This is a genomic window from Dongia soli (genome assembly GCF_034044715.1).
GTDB classification, from domain to species: domain Bacteria; phylum Pseudomonadota; class Alphaproteobacteria; order Dongiales; family Dongiaceae; genus Dongia_B; species Dongia_B soli.
Genome location: NZ_JAXCLW010000011.1, coordinates 59,565 through 78,268 on the forward strand (window position 1 = coordinate 59,565; position 18,704 = coordinate 78,268).

The 18,704-nt window shown below is 60.3% G+C and carries 18 protein-coding genes and 1 pseudogene; 7 read left to right on the forward strand and 12 right to left on the reverse strand.

Going from position 1 to position 18,704, the window contains the following annotated elements:
• Window positions 1-15: 15 nt before the first annotated feature.
• Window positions 16-1,200, reverse strand: coding sequence for a ribonuclease D (gene rnd, locus SMD27_RS22270; RefSeq protein ID WP_320510653.1), 1,185 nt, complete (start codon window positions 1,198-1,200; stop codon window positions 16-18).
• A gap of 141 nt (window positions 1,201-1,341) precedes the next feature.
• On the opposite strand from rnd, the gene aspS reads away from it, so the two are divergent.
• Complete coding sequence (gene aspS / locus SMD27_RS22275) at window positions 1,342-3,129, forward strand: aspartate--tRNA ligase (RefSeq protein ID WP_320510709.1); 1,788 nt, start codon at window positions 1,342-1,344, stop codon at window positions 3,127-3,129.
• 197 nt (window positions 3,130-3,326) lie between these two features.
• Window positions 3,327-4,373, forward strand: coding sequence for an agmatine deiminase family protein (locus tag SMD27_RS22280; RefSeq protein ID WP_320510654.1), 1,047 nt, complete (start codon window positions 3,327-3,329; stop codon window positions 4,371-4,373).
• Window positions 4,374-4,414: 41 nt separating this feature from the next.
• On the opposite strand, the gene SMD27_RS22285 is transcribed toward SMD27_RS22280, so the two are convergent.
• From SMD27_RS22285 to SMD27_RS22310, 6 genes are all read right to left on the reverse strand, one after another.
• Window positions 4,415-5,473 (reverse strand): sulfate/molybdate ABC transporter ATP-binding protein, encoded by a 1,059-nt coding sequence (locus SMD27_RS22285; protein WP_320510655.1) that lies wholly within the window; start codon window positions 5,471-5,473, stop codon window positions 4,415-4,417.
• A 21-nt stretch (window positions 5,474-5,494) separates the two neighbouring features.
• Entirely contained in the window at window positions 5,495-6,358 is an 864-nt protein-coding gene (cysW, locus tag SMD27_RS22290) for a sulfate ABC transporter permease subunit CysW (RefSeq protein WP_320510656.1), read from the reverse strand.
• Complete coding sequence (gene cysT / locus SMD27_RS22295) at window positions 6,355-7,227, reverse strand: sulfate ABC transporter permease subunit CysT (protein ID WP_320510657.1); 873 nt, start codon at window positions 7,225-7,227, stop codon at window positions 6,355-6,357. The genes cysW and cysT overlap by 4 nt, the downstream gene beginning before the upstream one ends.
• A gap of 11 nt (window positions 7,228-7,238) precedes the next feature.
• A complete protein-coding gene (locus tag SMD27_RS22300) occupies window positions 7,239-8,258 on the reverse strand; it encodes a sulfate ABC transporter substrate-binding protein (protein WP_379990836.1) in 1,020 nt (339 codons plus the stop codon).
• Window positions 8,259-8,368: 110 nt separating this feature from the next.
• Window positions 8,369-8,815, reverse strand: coding sequence for an RrF2 family transcriptional regulator (locus SMD27_RS22305; RefSeq protein WP_320510658.1), 447 nt, complete (start codon window positions 8,813-8,815; stop codon window positions 8,369-8,371).
• A 144-nt stretch (window positions 8,816-8,959) separates the two neighbouring features.
• Complete coding sequence (locus SMD27_RS22310; RefSeq protein WP_320510659.1) at window positions 8,960-9,925, reverse strand: 2-hydroxyacid dehydrogenase; 966 nt, start codon at window positions 9,923-9,925, stop codon at window positions 8,960-8,962.
• 128 nt (window positions 9,926-10,053) lie between these two features.
• Between SMD27_RS22310 and SMD27_RS22315 the strand changes: the two genes are divergently transcribed.
• Window positions 10,054-10,956 (forward strand): EipB family protein, encoded by a 903-nt coding sequence (locus SMD27_RS22315; RefSeq protein WP_320510660.1) that lies wholly within the window; start codon window positions 10,054-10,056, stop codon window positions 10,954-10,956.
• 19 nt (window positions 10,957-10,975) lie between these two features.
• On the opposite strand, the gene SMD27_RS22320 is transcribed toward SMD27_RS22315, so the two are convergent.
• Together SMD27_RS22320 and SMD27_RS22325 are read right to left on the reverse strand one after the other, a co-directional pair.
• Window positions 10,976-11,554: an HD domain-containing protein gene (locus SMD27_RS22320; RefSeq protein ID WP_320510661.1), complete on the reverse strand. Its 579-nt coding sequence runs from the start codon at window positions 11,552-11,554 to the stop codon at window positions 10,976-10,978.
• A gap of 16 nt (window positions 11,555-11,570) precedes the next feature.
• Window positions 11,571-12,707 carry a TauD/TfdA family dioxygenase gene (locus SMD27_RS22325; protein ID WP_320510662.1) on the reverse strand — a complete coding sequence of 379 codons (1,137 nt, stop codon included), beginning with the start codon at window positions 12,705-12,707 and terminating at the stop codon, window positions 11,571-11,573.
• Window positions 12,708-12,802: 95 nt separating this feature from the next.
• On the opposite strand from SMD27_RS22325, the gene SMD27_RS22330 reads away from it, so the two are divergent.
• From SMD27_RS22330 to SMD27_RS22340, 3 genes and pseudogenes are all read left to right on the forward strand, one after another.
• Entirely contained in the window at window positions 12,803-13,723 is a 921-nt protein-coding gene (locus SMD27_RS22330) for a LysR substrate-binding domain-containing protein (protein WP_320510663.1), read from the forward strand.
• Window positions 13,720-14,414, forward strand: a pseudogene (locus tag SMD27_RS22335) (extensin-like domain-containing protein). The gene SMD27_RS22330 and the pseudogene SMD27_RS22335 overlap by 4 nt, the downstream one beginning before the upstream one ends.
• On the forward strand, window positions 14,414-15,070 hold the full coding sequence (locus tag SMD27_RS22340; protein ID WP_320510664.1) for a class I SAM-dependent methyltransferase: 657 nt from the start codon (window positions 14,414-14,416) through the stop codon (window positions 15,068-15,070). The pseudogene SMD27_RS22335 and the gene SMD27_RS22340 overlap by 1 nt, the downstream one beginning before the upstream one ends.
• A 9-nt stretch (window positions 15,071-15,079) precedes the next feature.
• Here SMD27_RS22340 and rpiA read toward each other — a convergent pair whose 3' ends face one another.
• From rpiA to SMD27_RS22355, 3 genes are all read right to left on the reverse strand, one after another.
• Entirely contained in the window at window positions 15,080-15,799 is a 720-nt protein-coding gene (gene rpiA, locus SMD27_RS22345; protein WP_320510665.1) for a ribose-5-phosphate isomerase RpiA, read from the reverse strand.
• Window positions 15,796-17,109 carry a DNA polymerase IV gene (locus tag SMD27_RS22350; protein WP_320510666.1) on the reverse strand — a complete coding sequence of 438 codons (1,314 nt, stop codon included), beginning with the start codon at window positions 17,107-17,109 and terminating at the stop codon, window positions 15,796-15,798. Before SMD27_RS22350 ends, rpiA begins: the two co-directional genes overlap by 4 nt.
• Window positions 17,110-17,170: 61 nt before the next feature.
• On the reverse strand, window positions 17,171-18,121 hold the full coding sequence (locus tag SMD27_RS22355) for an ROK family protein (RefSeq protein ID WP_320510667.1): 951 nt from the start codon (window positions 18,119-18,121) through the stop codon (window positions 17,171-17,173).
• Window positions 18,122-18,290: 169 nt separating this feature from the next.
• Here SMD27_RS22355 and SMD27_RS22360 point away from each other — a divergent pair, with 169 nt between their 5' ends.
• Complete coding sequence (locus tag SMD27_RS22360) at window positions 18,291-18,704, forward strand: response regulator (RefSeq protein ID WP_320510668.1); 414 nt, start codon at window positions 18,291-18,293, stop codon at window positions 18,702-18,704.

Genomic DNA, 18,704 nt, shown 5'->3' on the forward strand with positions numbered 1-18,704 from the left:
GGACCTCGGCCGCAATCATGCGTCGGGCAAAGGAATGATCTTCACCTTTTTGCCGGCGGCAGTGAGGGCCAGCTTGCCGTGTTTGAGAGCCAGAGCTTCCTCGCCGAAAACCTTGCGACGCCAACCGCTCAAGGCAGCGACGGAAGCCTTGTCGTCGGCAGCGATGCGTTCGAGATCATCGGCATTGGCGATCAGTTTCTGCGCCACCTCATGCTGGTCGCAGCGCGTTTTCAGCAGGACCCGCAGGAGATCGACCAGCGGCCCCAGACCGGGTGGCAGGTCGGGGCGCGGCGGGAGGCGCGGGCACTCGGTTTCCGGCAGGTCAAGGGCCCGTTTGACCGCCGCCAGGATGGCTTCGCCCATACGGCCTTCGGCAAAGTTCTTGGTGAGGCCACGGCATTGTGCCAGCGCGTCGGCATCGCGTGGCGGATGGGCGGCGATTTCCAGCAATTGCTCGTCCTTGATCAGGCGGCTGCGCGGAATGTCACGTTCCTGGGCCTCGCGTTCCCGCCAGGCGGCGATCTCGCGTAAGACCGCAAGGAAACGCGGCTTGTCGCTGCGGATCTTCAAGCGCTGCCATGATTGTTCCGGCACGATCGTATAGGTCGCCGGATCGGTCAGGACAGCCATCTCATCCGCCACCCAGTCAGTGCGGCCCGAACTCTCCAATTTGTGCTGCAGCTTCTCGTAGACCACGCGCAGATAGGTGACGTCGGACAACGCATATTTGAGCTGGCGATCGGTCAGCGGCCGGCGCGACCAGTCGGTGAAGCGCGAGGACTTGTCGATGCTGGCATTGGCCAGCTTGGTCGCCAGGGTCTCGTAGCTCGCAGCATCGCCATAGCCGCAGACCATGGCCATGACCTGGGTATCGACGATCGGTCCCGGAATCTTGCCCGTCATGCGGAAGAAGATTTCCACATCCTGGCGAGCCGCATGGAAGACCTTGAGAATGCTTCGGTCGGCCAAAAGCTCGATCAGCGGGGTGAGGTCGATGCCGGGTGCCAGGGTGTCTATGGCGGCGGCGGATTGCGGGCCAGCGATCTGCACCAGGCAAAGCTGCGGCCAATAGGTCTTGTCGCGCAGGAATTCGGTGTCGATGGTGACGAAAGAAATGCCCGAGAGGTCCTGGATGAAGCGGCGCAAGGCTGCCGAATCGGCGATCAGGCTTGTGGATAACTTGGAAACATCTTGGTTCATGGGCGCAACCTATAGCCGGTTTGGCCGCGACTGGAAAGGGAAAGGGCCAAGCCCGCTTATATCCCCACGGGAAGCTTGACAAAGCCCGGAAATCCAGGCCTTTTGCCGGCTTAATCTGCTGTTTTCATTAAGGATTACATGATGCACGCCTACCGCTCGCATACCTGCGGCGCCCTGCGTCCTAGCGACGCTGGCCAGACCGTCCGCCTTTCCGGCTGGGTTCACCGCAAGCGCGACCATGGCAATCTGGTTTTCATCGACCTGCGCGACCATTACGGCCTGACGCAATGCGTGCTCGATATTTCCAGCCCGCTTTTCAAGCAGGTTGAGCAGACCCGCGTGGAAAGCGTCGTGACCATCACCGGCAAGGTGGTGCAGCGGACACCCGAAACAGTCAATCCGAAGCTGCCGACCGGCGAGATTGAGGTCAAGATCGAGGAATATTTCGTGCAATCGGTGGCGGAGGTCCTGCCGCTCCAGGTGGCCAGCGACGAGGATGCTGGCGAGGAAGTGCGCCTGCGTTACCGCTTCCTCGATCTGCGCCGCGACAAGGTGCATCGCAATATCGTGTTGCGCTCGAAGGTGATTGCTTCCTTGCGCCAGCGCATGATCGCCCAGGGCTTCACCGAATTCCAGACGCCGATCCTGACCTCGAGCTCGCCGGAAGGTGCGCGCGACTTCCTGGTGCCCTCGCGTCAGCATCCGGGTAAATTCTATGCGCTGCCGCAGGCGCCGCAGCAATTCAAGCAGTTGTTGATGGTGGCCGGGTTCGACCGCTATTTTCAGATCGCACCCTGCTTCCGCGACGAGGATAGCCGCGCGGATCGCAGTCCGGGCGAATTTTACCAGCTCGATTTCGAGATGTCCTACGTCACCCAGGAGGATGTCTTCAATGCGATCGAACCGGTATTGCACGGCGTCTTCGAGGAATTCGCCGATGGTCGCGTCGTTTCGCCAATGCCGTTCCGGCAGATCCCCTTCGATGAATCGATGCTGCGTTACGGTTCCGATAAGCCGGATCTGCGCAATCCCATCCTGATCAGCGACGTGAGCGAGGTGTTCCGCGGCTCGGGTTTCGGCATCTTCGCCAAAGCCGTCGAGCTGGGGTCGGTGGTGCGCGCCATTCCGGCGCCAGGTGCTGCTGCCAAGCCGCGCAGCTTCTTCGACAAGCTGAACGACTGGGCCAAGGCGCAGGGCGCTGCCGGTCTCGGCTATGTCATTTTCGACGCCGCCGGCGCCAAGGGGCCGATCGCCAAGAATCTTGACGAGGCCCGCCTTAATCAACTGCGCGAGGCGGCCGGCCTGAAGGATGGCGATGCGGTATTCTTCGCCTGCGACAAGAAGCTGGCCGCTGCGAAATTCGCCGGTGCCGTCCGCACGCGTCTCGGCGAGGAACTCGAACTGATCGATCAGAAGCGATTCGAATTCTGCTGGATTGTCGATTTCCCGATGTACGAGTTGAACGAGGATACCGGCCAGATCGAATTCAGCCACAACCCCTTCTCGATGCCGCAGGGTGGAATGGATGCGTTGCTCAACCGCGATCCGTTGACCATCAAGGCGTTCCAATACGATATCGTCTGCAACGGCATTGAATTGTCCTCGGGTGCGATCCGGAACCATCTGCCGGAGATCATGTACAAGGCTTTCGAGATCGCCGGCTATCCGGCCAGCGAGGTCGAGAACAAGTTCGGTGGCATGCTGAATGCCTTTAAGTTCGGCGCGCCGCCGCATGGCGGTTCCGCACCCGGCATCGACCGCATCGTCATGATGCTGGCAGAGGAAAAGAACATCCGCGAAGTGATTGCCTTCCCGCTCAACCAGCGGGCGGAAGATCTGTTGATGCAGGCGCCGGCGGAAATCCCGGCTTCACGCCTCAAAGAATTGTCGATCCGGCTTGACCTGCCGATGAAAAAGGCCGGTCAATAACGTTTTTATTCCAAGCCGAAGCTGCGCCAATAGATTGACGCAGCTTCGACTGTGGAATTTATCCTGTGAATCCCGCCCGGCAGCTATGCAAAGGCGGGATTTTTTTATGCAATCCCCTGCTGGCGTAATCCGGTCAACTTGGTAAACTCTGCTCGCGCGCAGACGAGGCACTGCGACGCCAAAGAAAGGCAAAATCGATGTCGACGTCCCCCAGTCCTTTTGACGACGGCTTCATCATGCCTGCCGAAGGGGCGGCGCATGCACGTTGCTGGATGGCTTGGCCGAGCCGCGCCGAAACCTGGGGCGAGCATCTTGACGGTGCACGCGACACGGTAGCGGAACTGGCCAATACGATCGCACAGTTCGAACCGGTGACCATCATCACCAAGCCGAAAAATGTCGCGGAAGTCTCGTTGCTGACCGGCCAGGGCGTCAATCAGATCTCGCTCGTGCACGACGATTGCTGGATCCGCGACATGGGACCGAGCTTCCTGGCAGATAGTCACGGCAAGATCGCCGGATTGCATTGGGGCTGGAATGCCTGGGGGCATCGCTATGAGGATCATGATCGCGACGCGCAGGTCGCCACGGCGTTGCTGACCCATCTGAAGATGCGTGAATATGCGGCCGACTTGATCCTCGAAGGTGGGGCCATCGATGTTGATGGCGAGGGCACGATGATCGCTTCCGAGGCGGTGCTGCTCAATCCTAACCGTAATCCCAATCTGTCACGCGAACAGATCGAGGATATCCTGATCGCCAATCTTGGCGTGCGCCAGGTGATCTGGCTTGGCGAAGGGCTGCAGGACGACATGACGGGTGGGCAGGTTGCCAATCTTGCCCGTTTCGTCCGGCCGGGCATGGTGATTGCTTTGACATGTTCCGATCAGGCCGATCCAAATCATCGTGTGCTGAGCGAGAACCTGCAGCGGCTGCGCGGCATGCGCGATGCGATGGGGCGTGAGCTCGACATCATCGAAATCGAACAGCCACGCCCGCAATTCGACGCCGAAGGAAGGCGCCTCGCTTTATCATATGTGAACTTTTACATGGCCAACGACGCCATCATCATGCCGGCTTTCGATGACGGGCCGCAGGACAAGCGTGCTTTCGACACGATGGCGAAGCTGTTCCCCAAACGCGAAGTGTTGCAATTCCCGGTGATCGAACTTGCCTATGGTGGCGGTGGCATTCATTCGATCTGCCTGCCGCAGCCGGCCGGCGAACCGGCCCAACCGCGCTGATCGGATCGTCACGCTGACGAGGCCAGGCGTTGCCCGGTTCGTCAGGGCGCCGGGAAGACGGTGATCTGGGTCAGTTGCGCGGCGACCGGCTGGCCGATTTCGAATCCGCCCTTCTGCACCTGCTCATGGGCGAGATCGGCAATCAGAATCTCGCCGTTATCGAGACGCTCCAACTCGACGCGAACGCCGGGACCCGCCGTGAACATGTAGCGGATGCGGCTCGGCAAGGCCTGCGACGTGCCGGGCGGCTGCAAAGCAATGTCATGGGGACGTACGAAAGCCACGCCGTCGCCCGGCTTGCTGTCGCCCGGCAATTGCGCCGTCATTTCGACATCGCCGATGGCAGCCTTGCCATTCGCGATGCGGCAGGTCAGGCGGTTGGCATGGCCGAGGAACTCGAAGACGAAAGGCGTCGCGGGGTTGTGATAGACTTGGTCGGGCGTGCCGATCTGTTCGATGCGGCCCTCGGACATGACCGCGACATAATCCGCCAGTTCCAACGCTTCTTCCTGGTCATGAGTCACGAAGATGCTGGTCAGGCCCATCTCATCATGCAATTGCCGCAACCAGCGACGCAAATCCTTGCGAACCTTTGCATCGAGCGCGCCGAAAGGCTCGTCCAGCAGCAGGACTTTCGGTTCGATCGCCAGCGCACGGGCAAGCGCGATGCGCTGACGCTGGCCGCCCGACAGCTGTGTCGGATAGCGGCCGCCGAATTGCTCAAGCTGCACGAGGCGTAGCAGCTCATTGACCCGGTCGGCGATGACCGATTTGTTGGGACGCTCGCCGCGCGGGCGCACCTTCAGGCCGAAGGCGATGTTCTCGGCCACCGTCATATGGCGGAACAGGGCATAGTGCTGGAAGACGAATCCGACGCGGCGGTCGCGGGCACTGATATGCTGAACGTCGGTGCCATCGAAAATCAGATGACCGGAATCGGGGAAATCTAAGCCGGCCAGAATCCGCAGCAAAGTGGTCTTGCCGGAGCCGGATGGACCGAGCAGGGCCAGAAACTGTCCCTTTTCTATTTGCAGACTGACACCACGCAGCGCCTGATAGCTGCCGAAGGTCTTGGTGATGCCGGTAAGGTTGATGGACATGGGCAGATCCTAATGGGCTTCCTAATGCTTGGCGCCGGCCGCGAGACGGTCACCAAATTTCCATTCCAGAAGGCTTTTGCATACCAGGGTCACGAGCGCCAGCAAAGCCAGGAGCGACGCGACGGCGAAGGCGCCGACGAAGTCGTATTCGTTGTACAGGATTTCCACATGCAACGGCATGGTATTCGTCTTGCCGCGGATATGGCCGGAAACCACCGAAACGGCACCGAATTCGCCCATGGCGCGGGCATTGCAGAGCAGCACGCCGTAAAGCAGCCCCCAGGCCACATTCGGCAGGGTGACGCGCAGAAACGTCTGGAAGCCACCGGCGCCGAGCGAAATGGCGGCTTCTTCCTCTTCGCTGCCTTGTTCCAGCATCAGCGGAATCAACTCCCGCGCGATGAAGGGGAAGGTAACGAAAATCGTCGCCAGGACGAGGCCGGTGGCGGTGAAGATGATCTTGATGCCATATTCGTCGAGGACCGGGCCCAGCCAGCCGCGGGCGCCGAACAGCAAGACATAAATCAAGCCGGAGATGACCGGCGAGACCGAGAACGGCAGATCGATCAGGGTGATCAGCAGCGATTTGCCGCGGAAATCGAATTTGGCGACCGCCCAGGCAGCGCAGAGACCGAAGACGAGATTGAGCGGGACGGCAATGACGGCGACCAGCAGCGTCAGGCGGATCGCCGCCAGCGCATCGGAATCGATGATTGTCGCCAGATAGGGGGCGAAACCCTTCGCCAGCGCTTCCGCAAAGACGCTGATCAACGGCAGGACCAGCATTACCACAATGAAGGCGACACTGATGGCAATCAACAAAACACGCAGCCAAGCCGGTTCACTGCGTACATTGAGTTTTGCAGGCGAAGCACGGCGAGTCATGCGGCGCGCTCCCGGTGGCGGCTGAGATAACGCTGCAAGCGGTTGACCGCGAGCAGAATCAGGAAAGAGAAGGCCAGCATGACGACGGCGATCGCCGAGGCACCTGCATAGTCATATTGTTCGAGCTTGGTAACGATCAGCAGCGGCGCCACTTCCGACACCATCGGCATATTGCCGGCGATGAAGATGACCGAGCCGTATTCTCCGACGGCGCGGGCAAAGGCAAGCGCAAAGCCGGTCAGCAAAGCCGGCGCGATGCTCGGCAGCATGACCATCACAAAGGTTTGCCAGCGCGTCGCGCCGAGGCTGGCGGCAGCGTCCTCGAATTCCGCATCAAAGTCCTGCAGCACCGGTTGGATGGTGCGAACGACGAAAGGCAATCCGATAAAGGTAAGCGCGACGACAATGCCGAGCGGGGTGAAAGCGATCTTGATGCCGAGCGGCTCGAAAAAGCGGCCGAGCCAGCCATTGGGTGCATAGATGCCGGTTAGGGCAATGCCGGCAACCGCGGTTGGTAAGGCGAAAGGCAGATCGACCAGCGCATCGACAAGACGCTTCATCGGAAAGCGGTAACGCACCAGCACCCAGGCCACGATCAGGCCGAAGAAAGCATTGACGATGGCAGCCAACAGCGCCGCGCCAAAACTAATTTTGAGGGAAGCGAGAACACGCGGCGCGGAGACCGCGTTCCAGAAGCCGACGAAGCCCATGTCGACCGGCCGCAGCACCAGGGCGGCAAGGGGAATGAGGACAATGAGACTAAGATAGGTCACAGCAAAACCCAGCGTGAGCCCGAAACCGGGGATCACGCTGGGTTGTTTCCACCGCAAAAGCGGGTGTGGACGACCTGTCAATGCGGTGGCTGCCATCTGGCTCCTGCTTATTGCGGCTGATAGATCTGATCAAAGATGCCGCCGTCGGCGAAATGCGCCTTCTGCGCCTTTTGCCAACCACCGAACTCGTCGATGGTGAAGAGCGACACTTTCGGGAAGCTGTTGGCGTATTTTTCGGCGACCTTCGGGTCACGCGGGCGATAGTAATTTTGCGCGGCGATCTCCTGGCCTTCCGGCGAATAGAGATACTCCAAATAAGCTTCTGCAACCTTGCGGGTGCCATGCTTGTCGGCCACCTTATCGACCACGGCGACCGGAGGTTCGGCCAGGATGCTCACGCTGGGCACCACCAGTTCGAACTGATCCTTGCCCAGTTCCTTCAGCGCCAACAGCGCTTCATTCTCCCAGGCGATCAGCACATCGCCAATGCCGCGCTGGACGAAGGTCGTGGTCGCGCCGCGTGCACCGGTATCGAGCACCGGCACGTGTTTGAAGAGCTGCGTGACGAATTCCTTCGCCTTGGCTTCGTCGCCATTATTGGCCTTCAAGGCATAGCCCCAGGCAGCGAGATAGTTCCAGCGCGCGCCGCCGGAGGTTTTGGGGTTTGGTGTGATGACCTGAACGTCACCGTTCACCAGGTCCGGCCAATTCTTGATATTCTTCGGATTGCCTTTGCGCACCAGGAATACGATGGTCGAGGTATAGGGGGTGCTGTTATCGGGCAGGCGCTTCTGCCAGGCAGGATCGATCAATCCGCCCTTGGCGCTGATTTCGTCGATGTCATAGGCGAGGGCCAAAGTCACCACATCGGCTTCCAATCCGTCGATGACTGAGCGGGCTTGCTTCCCGGAGCCGCCATGGGACGATTCGATCGTCACATCTTCTCCGGTCGTCGCCTTCCAGTGTTTGGCGAAAGCCTCGTTATAAGCTTTATACAATTCACGCGTCGGGTCATAGGACACGTTGAGCAGAGAGGTTTCCGCCAACGCCGATGGGCTGGCGAGCTGGGCGGTGGCGAGAATAGCGGCACTGACGATGCCGGCCATCAGGGAACGAAATCGCGTCATAATCACCTCCTCTATTTACACTGTTACAAGTATCTATATCAATTTAGTAGTCTTTATTGCAGAAGATCGAGCAAGAACGCCTCCGTCCTCCCTCGTTTCCGTACGGTTACTTAAATGCCGGCGCCGAGATCCAGCCCGGTCGGCCGTTGGTTCATCACATCGGCGAGGCTGGTGTGATCCAGGATATGCGATGAGGCATCGCGCACCTGACGCAGCACTTTGCGGATGGCGCAGGTTGCTTCGTCCTGACAGTCCTCGCATCGCCGATAGGCGGTCTTGCTGGCACAGGGTAATTGCGCCAGCGGGCCATCGATCGTCCGGATCACATGGCCAAAGAAAATTTCATCCGCCGGCTTGGCCAAGGTATAGCCACCATTCTTGCCGCGGTAACTGCGGACCAGGCCATGGCGCTTCAGTTCAAGCAGGATGAGCTCCAGAAACTTCCGCGGCACTTGCTGCCGTTCGGCGATATCGCCGATCAGCACCGGCTGGCCAGGCTCGGCCTGGGCCAGGTAAAGCAAGGCGCGCATGGCATATTTGGCTTTTTGCGACAGCATCTTCTTAATCTCTACTCACGCGATAGAGAATATTCGTTGTTCGACGAATGTCAACACGCCTCAGGAGCAGAGCCAATCCGCCGATTCGGCAATGAAAAAGCGCGGCCACAGGCCGCGCTTCGATATTTGTGGGCAGCAAATAGCTCAGACCACGCGGTCGGGCAGGGGTTTGCCGGCAAAGAAGGCGTCGAGATTGTCGAGCGCCTTGAAGCCCATCGCATTGCGGGTTTCGATTGTCGCGCTCCCCAAATGCGGCAATAGGAAAACATTGCTGAGATCGCGATAGGCCGGATTGATATTGGGCTCGCCTTCGAAAACGTCGAGGCCGGCGGCGAACAGCTTGCCGGATTTCAACGCGGCGATCAGCGCTGCGTCGTCGACCAGCGGGCCGCGCGCCGTGTTGATGACGATGGCGCCGTCCGGCATCTTGGCGATGCGATTGGCATTCAGCCAGTGATGAGTCTCGGGGCCGCCGGGGCAGTTAATCGAGAGAAAATCGCTGTGGTGCAGCAGGTCTTCCGGATCGGCGTGGAAAATGGCGCCCTGTTCCTGTTCCGGCGGCAACTGGCGCCGGTTGGAATAGTGGATCTCCATGTCGAAGGCGCGGGCGCGTTTGGCAACCGCCTGGCCGATGCGGCCCATGCCGAAGATGCCCAGCCGCTTGCCCGTCATATGCACACCCAGCATGTAGACGGTCGACCAGGATTTCCAGGTCGCGTCGCGCACTGCGCGCTCGCCTTCATAGGCCCGGCGCGCAGCACCCAGCATCAGCAGCAGGGTGATATCGGCAGTCGCATCGGTCAGCACATCGGGCGTGTTGGAAACCGGCAGGCCGCGCTTCTTCGCGGCATCCAGATTGATGTGCTCATGGCCAACCGAGAAGGTGGCAATCATCTTCACATTGGCAGGCAGCTTTTCGATCAGCTCCGGCGTGAGCTTGTCGGTCGGCGTCACCAGGAGGGCATCGGCCTTTTCGGCGCCTTTGAGAATTTCTTCGGGCGTTTGCAGATGATCATCGGGATTGAGCGCCGCCTCATAGCTGGCAAGCAGCCGCCGGGTAACGGCATCGGGCAGCTTGCGGGTCACGTGGATGAACGGTTTCTTCGACATCTGGCGGCTCCAAAAATGAGACGGGCACCGGGCCGTCTCGGTCCAGCGCGATCGGGGCTTATCTTGGTGGCTTTGGCCGTGCGATACTGCCTGGGAGCGGCCCGAATTGACGAGCAGGCGACAGGACGATGGCAAGAGCAGTTGCAATGGCGGTGAGGCGTGGGAATTCCTACATCGGACTTGGCTCTCGTCGCCGGATTTTTGGCCGTTTGGCCTTCGCCCGCCTCGGTCTCGCACTTCTGCTGGGCGCATTCATGCTGTCTGCCGGCCGGCCGGCGGACGCCGTCGAGGTCTTGCCACATAAGGCGATCTACATTCTGCACAGCCGCCAAGTTCCTGGGGCCGAGGAAACGGTTACTGCCGAGGGCATGCTGATATTCGAATGGATCGATACCTGCGATGGCTGGTCGATCAATCAGCGCGCCAAATTGCGGCTGGGTGGCGGCGATGAGGACGAAGAGGAGGCGGGCTTCGAATGGCGGCAGATCACTTGGGAATCCAAGGATGGCCGCCGTTACCGTTATCAAAGCGAAGAATACCGCAATGGCGAGAAAGGCGATCAACGGCGCGGCGAGGCCAGCGTCGAATCGAGCGGCAAGGGTGCGGTTACGACTGCCTTGCCGACGCGCGGCCAGCATGATCTGCCGGCCGGGGTCATGCTGCCGACTGCGCATAGTTTGCGGCTGTTGCAAGCCGCGGCTGCGGGAGAAGGGTTTCTATCGGCTAATGTCTTCGACGGCACAGTGAGCGACGAGCCGATAACGATCACTGCCGCCTTGGGGCCCGGCACCTTGCATTGGCACGATCAGGACAAGCAATTCCCGGCTCTGGCGAAGGTGCAGTCACGGCCGGTCGATCTGGCATTTTTCCTCGATGCGGGACCGGAAGGTATGCCCGATTTCGAGCAGAGCCTGCAGATCTATGATAACGGGGTCATCGGCAAGATGGTGTTTTCCTTCGCCGGCATTCCGATGGAAGGCGAATTGCGCCAGCTCGACGTTTCCGCGAACGAAAAATGCAAAGCACCCTGATCCGCGTTGCGCCTATGAGCTAGGCGGCCGATTTGACATAGCGCGGATCATGCGCCTGCCGGCCGAAGATGTCGCGCACCAGCGGCTCCCAATAGCTGAGCGGCTTGCTGGCGTAATCGGGATCGAAAGACGCCTGGTCCCAGCGCTCGCAGAAACGTTCGCAACTGGCATACCAGTGGTGATCGCGGAAACGGTCGCGGGCATTGCGGTCCCCGCCCAAATGATGGGCGTAGTAATACATCTGGAAAATGCCGTGCTGTTCGACCACCCAGGTCACTTCCGCTCGCACATAGGGCCGGATCATGCCGGCAGCGATCTCGGCGTGGTTATAGGGTGCTAGCTCATCGCCGATATCGTGGATCAGCGCCGCAACGATCATCTCTTCATCGGCGCCGTCGGCCTCGGCACGGGTCGCGCTCTGCAGGGAATGTTCCAGCCGGCTTACCTTATAGCCTTCCAGCGAGTGATCCAGTTTGGCCAAAGCCTCCATCACCCGGCCCGGCAGCCCGGTGGCGAAGTTGCGCTCCGACTGGTCCAGCAGGAGATAGTCGTCGCGGGTGCCGTCCTTCATTTGCAGGAAGCTGACCGTCTTGCTCATGATGCTTTCCTTGAATCTATTCTGCGGCGCGCCGCTGACGGGCCTGCGACCGGCTTAGAACGCGGTACAGGCTGCGCGGACCATCGATATCGATGTAGCATCCCTGCAGGTGCCGTTTCCCTTCGCGCGTATCGAAAGCGGTGCGGCCATGCAGTAGGCGGCGATTGTCGAACATCACCAGATCGCCGCCGCCCAGACGGAAGCGGATTTCAAATTCGGCGGATTTCAGCAGACTATCGAGCTGACGACGTGCGGCGTAGAAAGCATGCAATTCGTCAGGCGGCAGCAAGGGCGCGAAATCCAGGCGCGGGCTGATGTGAATGGCCTGAAACACGCCGCGCTCATCCAGTTTCACATGCGGCTGCCAGGCGACATGCTCGGCATCGCGATCGGTGAACTGGAAACGGACTGGGATGCTGGTCAGCAGGCGATAAGCATCGGGATCGTGCTGCCGCAAGGCTTCGCTGCAGGCGAGACCATCGACCAGAGTGGAAAGACCACCCTGGGTTTCGTTGATTAGGCAATGCAGCAATTGGATGCCGGGGGACGGCTCGCGATAGGGGTTGTCGACATGGGGATCGAGCGCCAAGGAACTATAGGCGAGATCGTTGGCATCCGGCACCGACCGCACGTCGAAATGGCGACCGAAATTGGTGTCGCGCACGAAGCCGAAGCTTTCGGCAACACCGAACAACGCAAGAGAAACGCGGGGCACATTATGGAGCACGACGAATCCGTAACGCAGCAATTTCTCGGCAATGTCGAACCGCAACGCATCGCTCGGCTGCTCCTGCCAATCGGCTTCCGGCAACGTGGCGAGCGAGGCGTTCCAGGCCAACCGCGCCGGCAGGCCGTCATTGTCCGGCCTCATCGCCGCTTCGGCTGCAAGCGCTGCTTCGCTGAACCTGCTCGTATGGCCATCGCTGAATAGCACCGTGAGTTCGTCTGAGCCCGTGCGGTTCACGGCAATGAGGCGTAACTGGGGATCGAGCTCGGATGGGTTGTAGAGCCGTTGTCCGGTACCCTGGTCAATACTGGTATTAGAAGTGCAGCGCTCGCGCAGCCAAAGCGGATGGATGGACCGGGTGGTGCCATCAGGAAACTGCACAGCCAGGCGAAGGGTGGGCGACTCGAGAAGCTCAATCTGACTCATGATGTCGGCTCGCTGCTATTAGATGGGCGTATTCTGGTAAGTAACCGGCGCCGAGAATAGCTGGAAAAATTTGCGAATAGATATAACATGGAGTTATGTCTAAGCGACGTTATCCGCCGATCGGTTGCCTCATTCCGTTCGAAGCCGCCGCCCGCCTTGGCAGTATGTCGGCGGCGGCCCGCGAGCTCGGCATCAGCCAGCCGGCCATCAGCCGCCACCTGCAACTCCTCGAAGCGGATCTTGGTCAGGCCCTGTTCCACCGCAATCGCCGGGGCCTGAGCCTGACGGCGGCAGGGCGCGATTACCGTGATGCCGTGACGCTCGGTCTCGAGAATATCGCTCGGGCAACGGAGATCCTGCGCGCAGGTGGCGATCAGACGATTCGCATTGCCGCGAATTTCGGCTTTGCCCAGCAATGGCTGATGCCGCGTTTCAGCCGTCTTCGCGCCTCATATCCGGCATTGTTCTTTCGTCTCCTGACCAGCGATCAGGATGATGAGCTGACGCTGGCAAATAGCGACCTTGCGATCCGCTTCGGCACCGGCGATTGGCCGGGCTGGCACTCCGTACAGCTCTTTCAGGAAGAGGTTTTCCCGATCTGCAGTCCAGCCTATGTCGGTGAGCGGCCACATCTGCACAAGGCCGGTATCGCTGCAGGCGATCTCCTGGGCGAGCGCCTGCTTCACATGGATGAGGTCAATGCGCGTTGGCTGACCTGGGCGAATTGGCTGCGCCTCCAGGGCCTCAAGCCGCCGGCCGCCAAGCCGCAACTGTTGTACAGCACGTATCCGCTCCTGTTGCAGGCCACGCTGGCCGGTGAAGGCATTGCCCTCGGCTGGCGGGGACTGGTCGATCCGTTGCTGCAATCCGGCAGCTTGGTCCAGCTCCTGCCGGGACTGCATCGCCCGGAACACGGCTACTTCGTCACCTACCGCATCGGTCACTCCGCCGAGAAATTGCTGCGGGAAATCGTCGACTGGCTGCTTTCGGAGATGCCGCGGGAGCCGTCTCCATGAGGCGGCCTCGGCTGCTTTTCATCATCGCCCTGCTGGCCGTTTTGGCTTTCGTTGTCCTGCCATTTCATTTCGACTTTCCGGCTGCCTGGAATCCCTGGGCGCCGCTCAATGTCGCCGACAAGCCCAATTTTCTCACGGCCTATAAGATCAGCCGGCTGCGCAAGGATGCGCAGTTGTGCCGCACGGTGCTGGCGCAGACCGATCTCGTTTTCGCCGCTGAGCCCGATCGCCGGACAGGGCCGGGCTGCGCCTTCGAGAATGCCGTGCGCGTGACCGATGGGGATATCCGTTTCATGCCGGGCTTTACCGCAAGCTGTCCGCTGGCGGTCTCGCTCGCCATGCTGGAACGCCACGTGCTCCAACCGGCGGCGCAGCACGAATTCGGGGCGACGGTCACGGCGCTCGAGCATGTCGGCACTATGCCTGCCGCAATCTCTATAACCGGCAGCAGGGCCGGCGCAGCGAGCACGCCACCGCGAATGCGATCGATGTGACGGCCTTCCGCTTGAGCAATGGCCAACGCATCGAGATCACCCGCGACTGGGGCGATGCCAATGCGGCAGGCCGCTTTCTTCTGACCGTTCATGACGGTGCCTGCGATCTCTTCGACACGGTGCTGGGCCCCGATTTCAATAAGGCGCATAGCACTCACTTTCACCTCGATATGGGACATTTCTGGGCATGCCGGTGATGCGGGACGATAAGATGCAGAACTACTACCGCCAACGGGCGCGCGACTATGAAATGATCTATCACCGTCCCGATGCCGTGCGACTGGCGGAACAGGAAGCGCTGGCAAGCTGGATCAGGACGTCGCTTGCCGGTGTGGATGTGGTGGAGATCGCCGCTGGCACCGGCTGGTGGACGGTGCAGGCCGCCGCGGTGGCGCAGCATGTCACGGCGACCGATGCCGTGGCGGAAACCCTGGAGATCGCCAAGACCAAACCCTTCGATCCGGCGAAAGTCGCATTCCGTATCGCCGATGCCTATCAGCTCGATGCTCTCGGGCGGAATTTCGACGGCGCACTGTCCTGCTTCTGGCTGTCCCATGTGCCGCGTGCGGTGCTGCGTGATTTCATCGGCGGCCTGCATCGCCTCTTGCGTCCAGGCCCAGTGGTCTGCTTGGCCGATAATTGCCTGGTGCCTCGCTTAGGCGGCGAACTTGTTCGCGTCGCCGGTCAAGCCGATAGCTATAAGTACTGGCCATTGGTCGATGGCGGCACGGAACTGGTGCTGAAGAATTACTATAGCGAGGCGGAACTTACCCAACTCTTCACGCCGGTGGCGCAGGATCTGGAGATCGATATCGGTCGCCATTTCTGGCGGTTGCGTTATCGCCGGCTCTGAACGTGACGCTCAGGAGCCCCAGAAGACTTCCCCCGGTGAGGTGAGTACCACGGGCTTCCCGTTCCTGATGGTGATCAGCGTATCGATCATGCCGCAGAACAAGCCTGTCTCGACGACGCCGGGAATGTCGCAGAGCTGGCGGTGCAATTCCGCCGGCCGGTCGATTTCACCGAATTGGCAGTCGGCGATATAATTGCCGGCATCGGTGATGACGGGATCGCCGTCGCGTTGCCGCAACGCGCATTGCTGGGCCAATTTCGCCAGATGCGACAGGACGTTTTGGTGACCGAAACGGCAAATCTCCACCGGCAGCGGGAACTCTCCAAGCTTACCCACGAGTTTGGTCGCGTCAGCCATATAGATCCGCCGGTTTGATGCTGCCGCGACGATCTTCTCGTAGAGCAGGGCGCCACCGCCGCCTTTGATCATATCGAAATTGAGGGAAACTTCATCGGCGCCATCGACACAGAGATCGAGAGATCGCGCGCGGTCGAAATCGGTGGTCGGGATATCATTCTGCTTCGCCAGCATTTCGCTCTGCCGCGACGTGCAGATCACGCGGACCCGTAATCCCATGCGGATGCGCTGACCGAGCGCCTGAGCGAAATGCCGGACCGTGCTGCCGGTGCCGAGCCCGATGGCCATATCCGTCTCGACCATCTCAGCAGCCATGGCTCCGACCAGGGCTTTCTCCGCTTCCTGCTGATCATTTGCCCGTTTTTTCTTCATTCGATCCGATCCTTTCCATTTGGACCGGCCGGCTTGGTGCGGGCGAGGCTTCGGCCCTTGAGGATGCTATCCTTGCCGAGCTTGGCGCGCACGGCATCCATGGCTGCTTCAAGTTTCCGCCGCCGGTCGGCTTCGGGGTCGGCGAGATCGAGGGGATCGGCATCCGACAAAGGATGGAAATTGCCGGTCCCGATACCGATCAACCGATACCAGGTCCCATTGCTTTCACGTTCCAGCAACTGTCGGCCGGCACGATAGAGCGTTTCGGCGAGACAGGTCGGCGCCGAGAGGCTGACCTGCCGGCTCACGGTACGAAAGCCAGCCGTCTTCAGCTTGAGATGAACCACCTGACCGGCCAGACCGGCCGTCTTCAATCGTGCCGAAACCTTCTCGCACAGCGGCCACAATTCATGAGCCAGGACATTAAAGTCGGCGATGTCTTCGTCGAAGGTGGTTTCTGCGGAGATGCTTTTCGTTGGTGCATCGACATCGACGCTGCGTTCATCCTCGCCGCGCGCGAGGTAGTAGAGCCGCAGGCCCATCTGTCCGTAGCGTTTCCCCAGATCCGACAGCTCCATTTCCTGCAATTGTCCGATCATGGTGATGCCGTCTTTCGCCAATTGCTCCGCGCCGACTTTGCCGATTCCCCAGATCAGGGTGACCGGCTTTTGCGCCAGAAATGCGCGTGCTTCATTGCGTCCGATGATCGAGAAACCGCGCGGCTTGTCGAGGTCCGAGGCGATTTTCGCCAGGAATTTATTATAGCTGAGTCCAATCGAAACAGTGATGCCGATTTCCTGTTCGATGCGCTTGGCAAGATCTGCGAGCGATTGGGCCGGGCTGCGCCGATGCAATTGCGTTGTGCCGGAGAGATCGAGAAAGGCCTCATCAATAGAGAGCGGCTCCACCAGGGGCGTCAGCCGCTGCATCATCTCGCGCACTTGCAAGCCCACCGCCCGATACTTTGCCATGTCCGGTGGCATCACAGTGGCTTCCGGGCACAGCTTGCGTGCCTTGAACATCGGCATGGCGGAGCGGACGCCCGACATCCGCGCAATGTAGCAGCAGGTGGAAACAACGCCGCGATGACCGCCACCGATGATCAGCGCCTTGTCACGCAGACTGGGATTGTCGCGCTTTTCGATGGCAGCATAAAAGGCATCGCAATCGATATGTCCGATCTGCAGCTCGTGCAGCTCGGCATGATAGAGCAGGCGCGGCGATCGGCAATCGGGACAGCGTTTGGCTCGGTCCCCATCGCTGATCGCTGACAACAAGGCGCCGCAATCACGGCAGAAGCCGGGTGTCATGTTTGTCGTGGCTGTGCTCCCGGACGTGCTTCCCGACGCGCCGTTCAATGCCGCCTCGTCATCACATCGCCGTTTCCTCTGCCGTCAAGGGCCACAGCCAGGCAGCACCCCGGACGCCGCTGGAATCGCCATGGGCCGCTTGCACGATCGGCGTATCGACGAAGTCGCTGAAGGCGTAACGGGGCAGCAGCTTCGGCACGTTCGTATAGAGGCGCTGGCAATTCGACATGCCGCCGCCCAGCACGAAGATATCGGGGTCCAGCACATTCATGATCGAGGCGAAGGCCCGCGCTAGCCGATCCTCGTAACGCTCCATGGTCGCCACCGCCGCGCTGTCGCCCGCATCCGCAGCGGCGGTAATCTGCGGCGCTGTCATCTGCTGGCCGCTGATTTTGGCATGGTCCGCTGCGAGGGACGGGCCGGCCAGCCAGGTTTCGATACAGCCGTACCGGCCGCACCAGCAGCGTGATCCCGGGAATTCAGCCTCATTGATCCAGGGGAGGGGCATATGGCCCCATTCGCCGCCGATCGCGTTGCGGCCTTCCAACAGGTGCTTGTCGATCGCAATTCCGCCACCGACCCCGGTTCCCAGGATGACGGCGAAGACCACCCTTGCGCCACGACCGGCACCGTCGGTCGCTTCGGAGGCGGCCAGGCAATTGGCGTCGTTGGCCAAGCGAACCGGGCGGAGCAGAGCTTTTTCGACGTCGCGCTGCAGCGGCTGGCCGTTCAGCCAGGTCGAATTCCCGTTTCGGATCAGTCCGGTACGTGGCGAGGGGCTGCCCGGGATACCGATCCCGACAGTCGGGACTTCCTGGAGCTTGTCACGGATAGTTGAGGGGAGCCCGGCTTCGACGCCGCGGACCACCGTGGCAATGGCCTCGACGGTTCCAGAATAGTCTTCGCGCGGGGTGGGTTGACGCAATTTGGCCAGGATCTGCCCCAGGCTGTCCAGCGCGACCCCCTCGATCTTGGTTCCACCCAGGTCGATACCAATTCTGACCCGCATCATGCCTCCAACCGCCAGTTCATACCTACAACTAGCTGTACTAGTTTTACCGAATCCTGTTTAACCAATTGATAACCAAACTCTGCTTTTCATAAGATATTAAATCGTATGTCGGCAAATTTCTTGGCATCCTTTGGGGAATTGCTGCGTAAAACGGTTGGAGGCGCCGGAAATGTCGGAACGGGAACAACTGTCGCCAGAGGAAAAACGTCGTCGCGCGGCAGAGAAGACGATTCTGATCGTCGAGGACAACGAGTTGAATATGAAGTTGTTCCACGACCTGATCCAGGCGCATGGCTACAACATCCTGCAGACCAAGGATGGCATGGAGGCGCTGAAGCTGGCGCGCCAGCATAAGCCGGACCTGATCCTGATGGATATCCAGCTGCCGGAGGTGTCCGGGCTGGAGGTCACCAAGTGGATCAAGGAAGACGACAACCTCAAGGCGATTCCGATCATTGCCGTCACGGCCTTTGCGATGAAAGGCGACGAGGAAAAGATTCGCGAAGGCGGGTGTGAAGCCTATATCGCCAAGCCGATTTCGGTCGTGCAGTTCCTTGAAACGGTTGACCGTTTCCTACAGTGA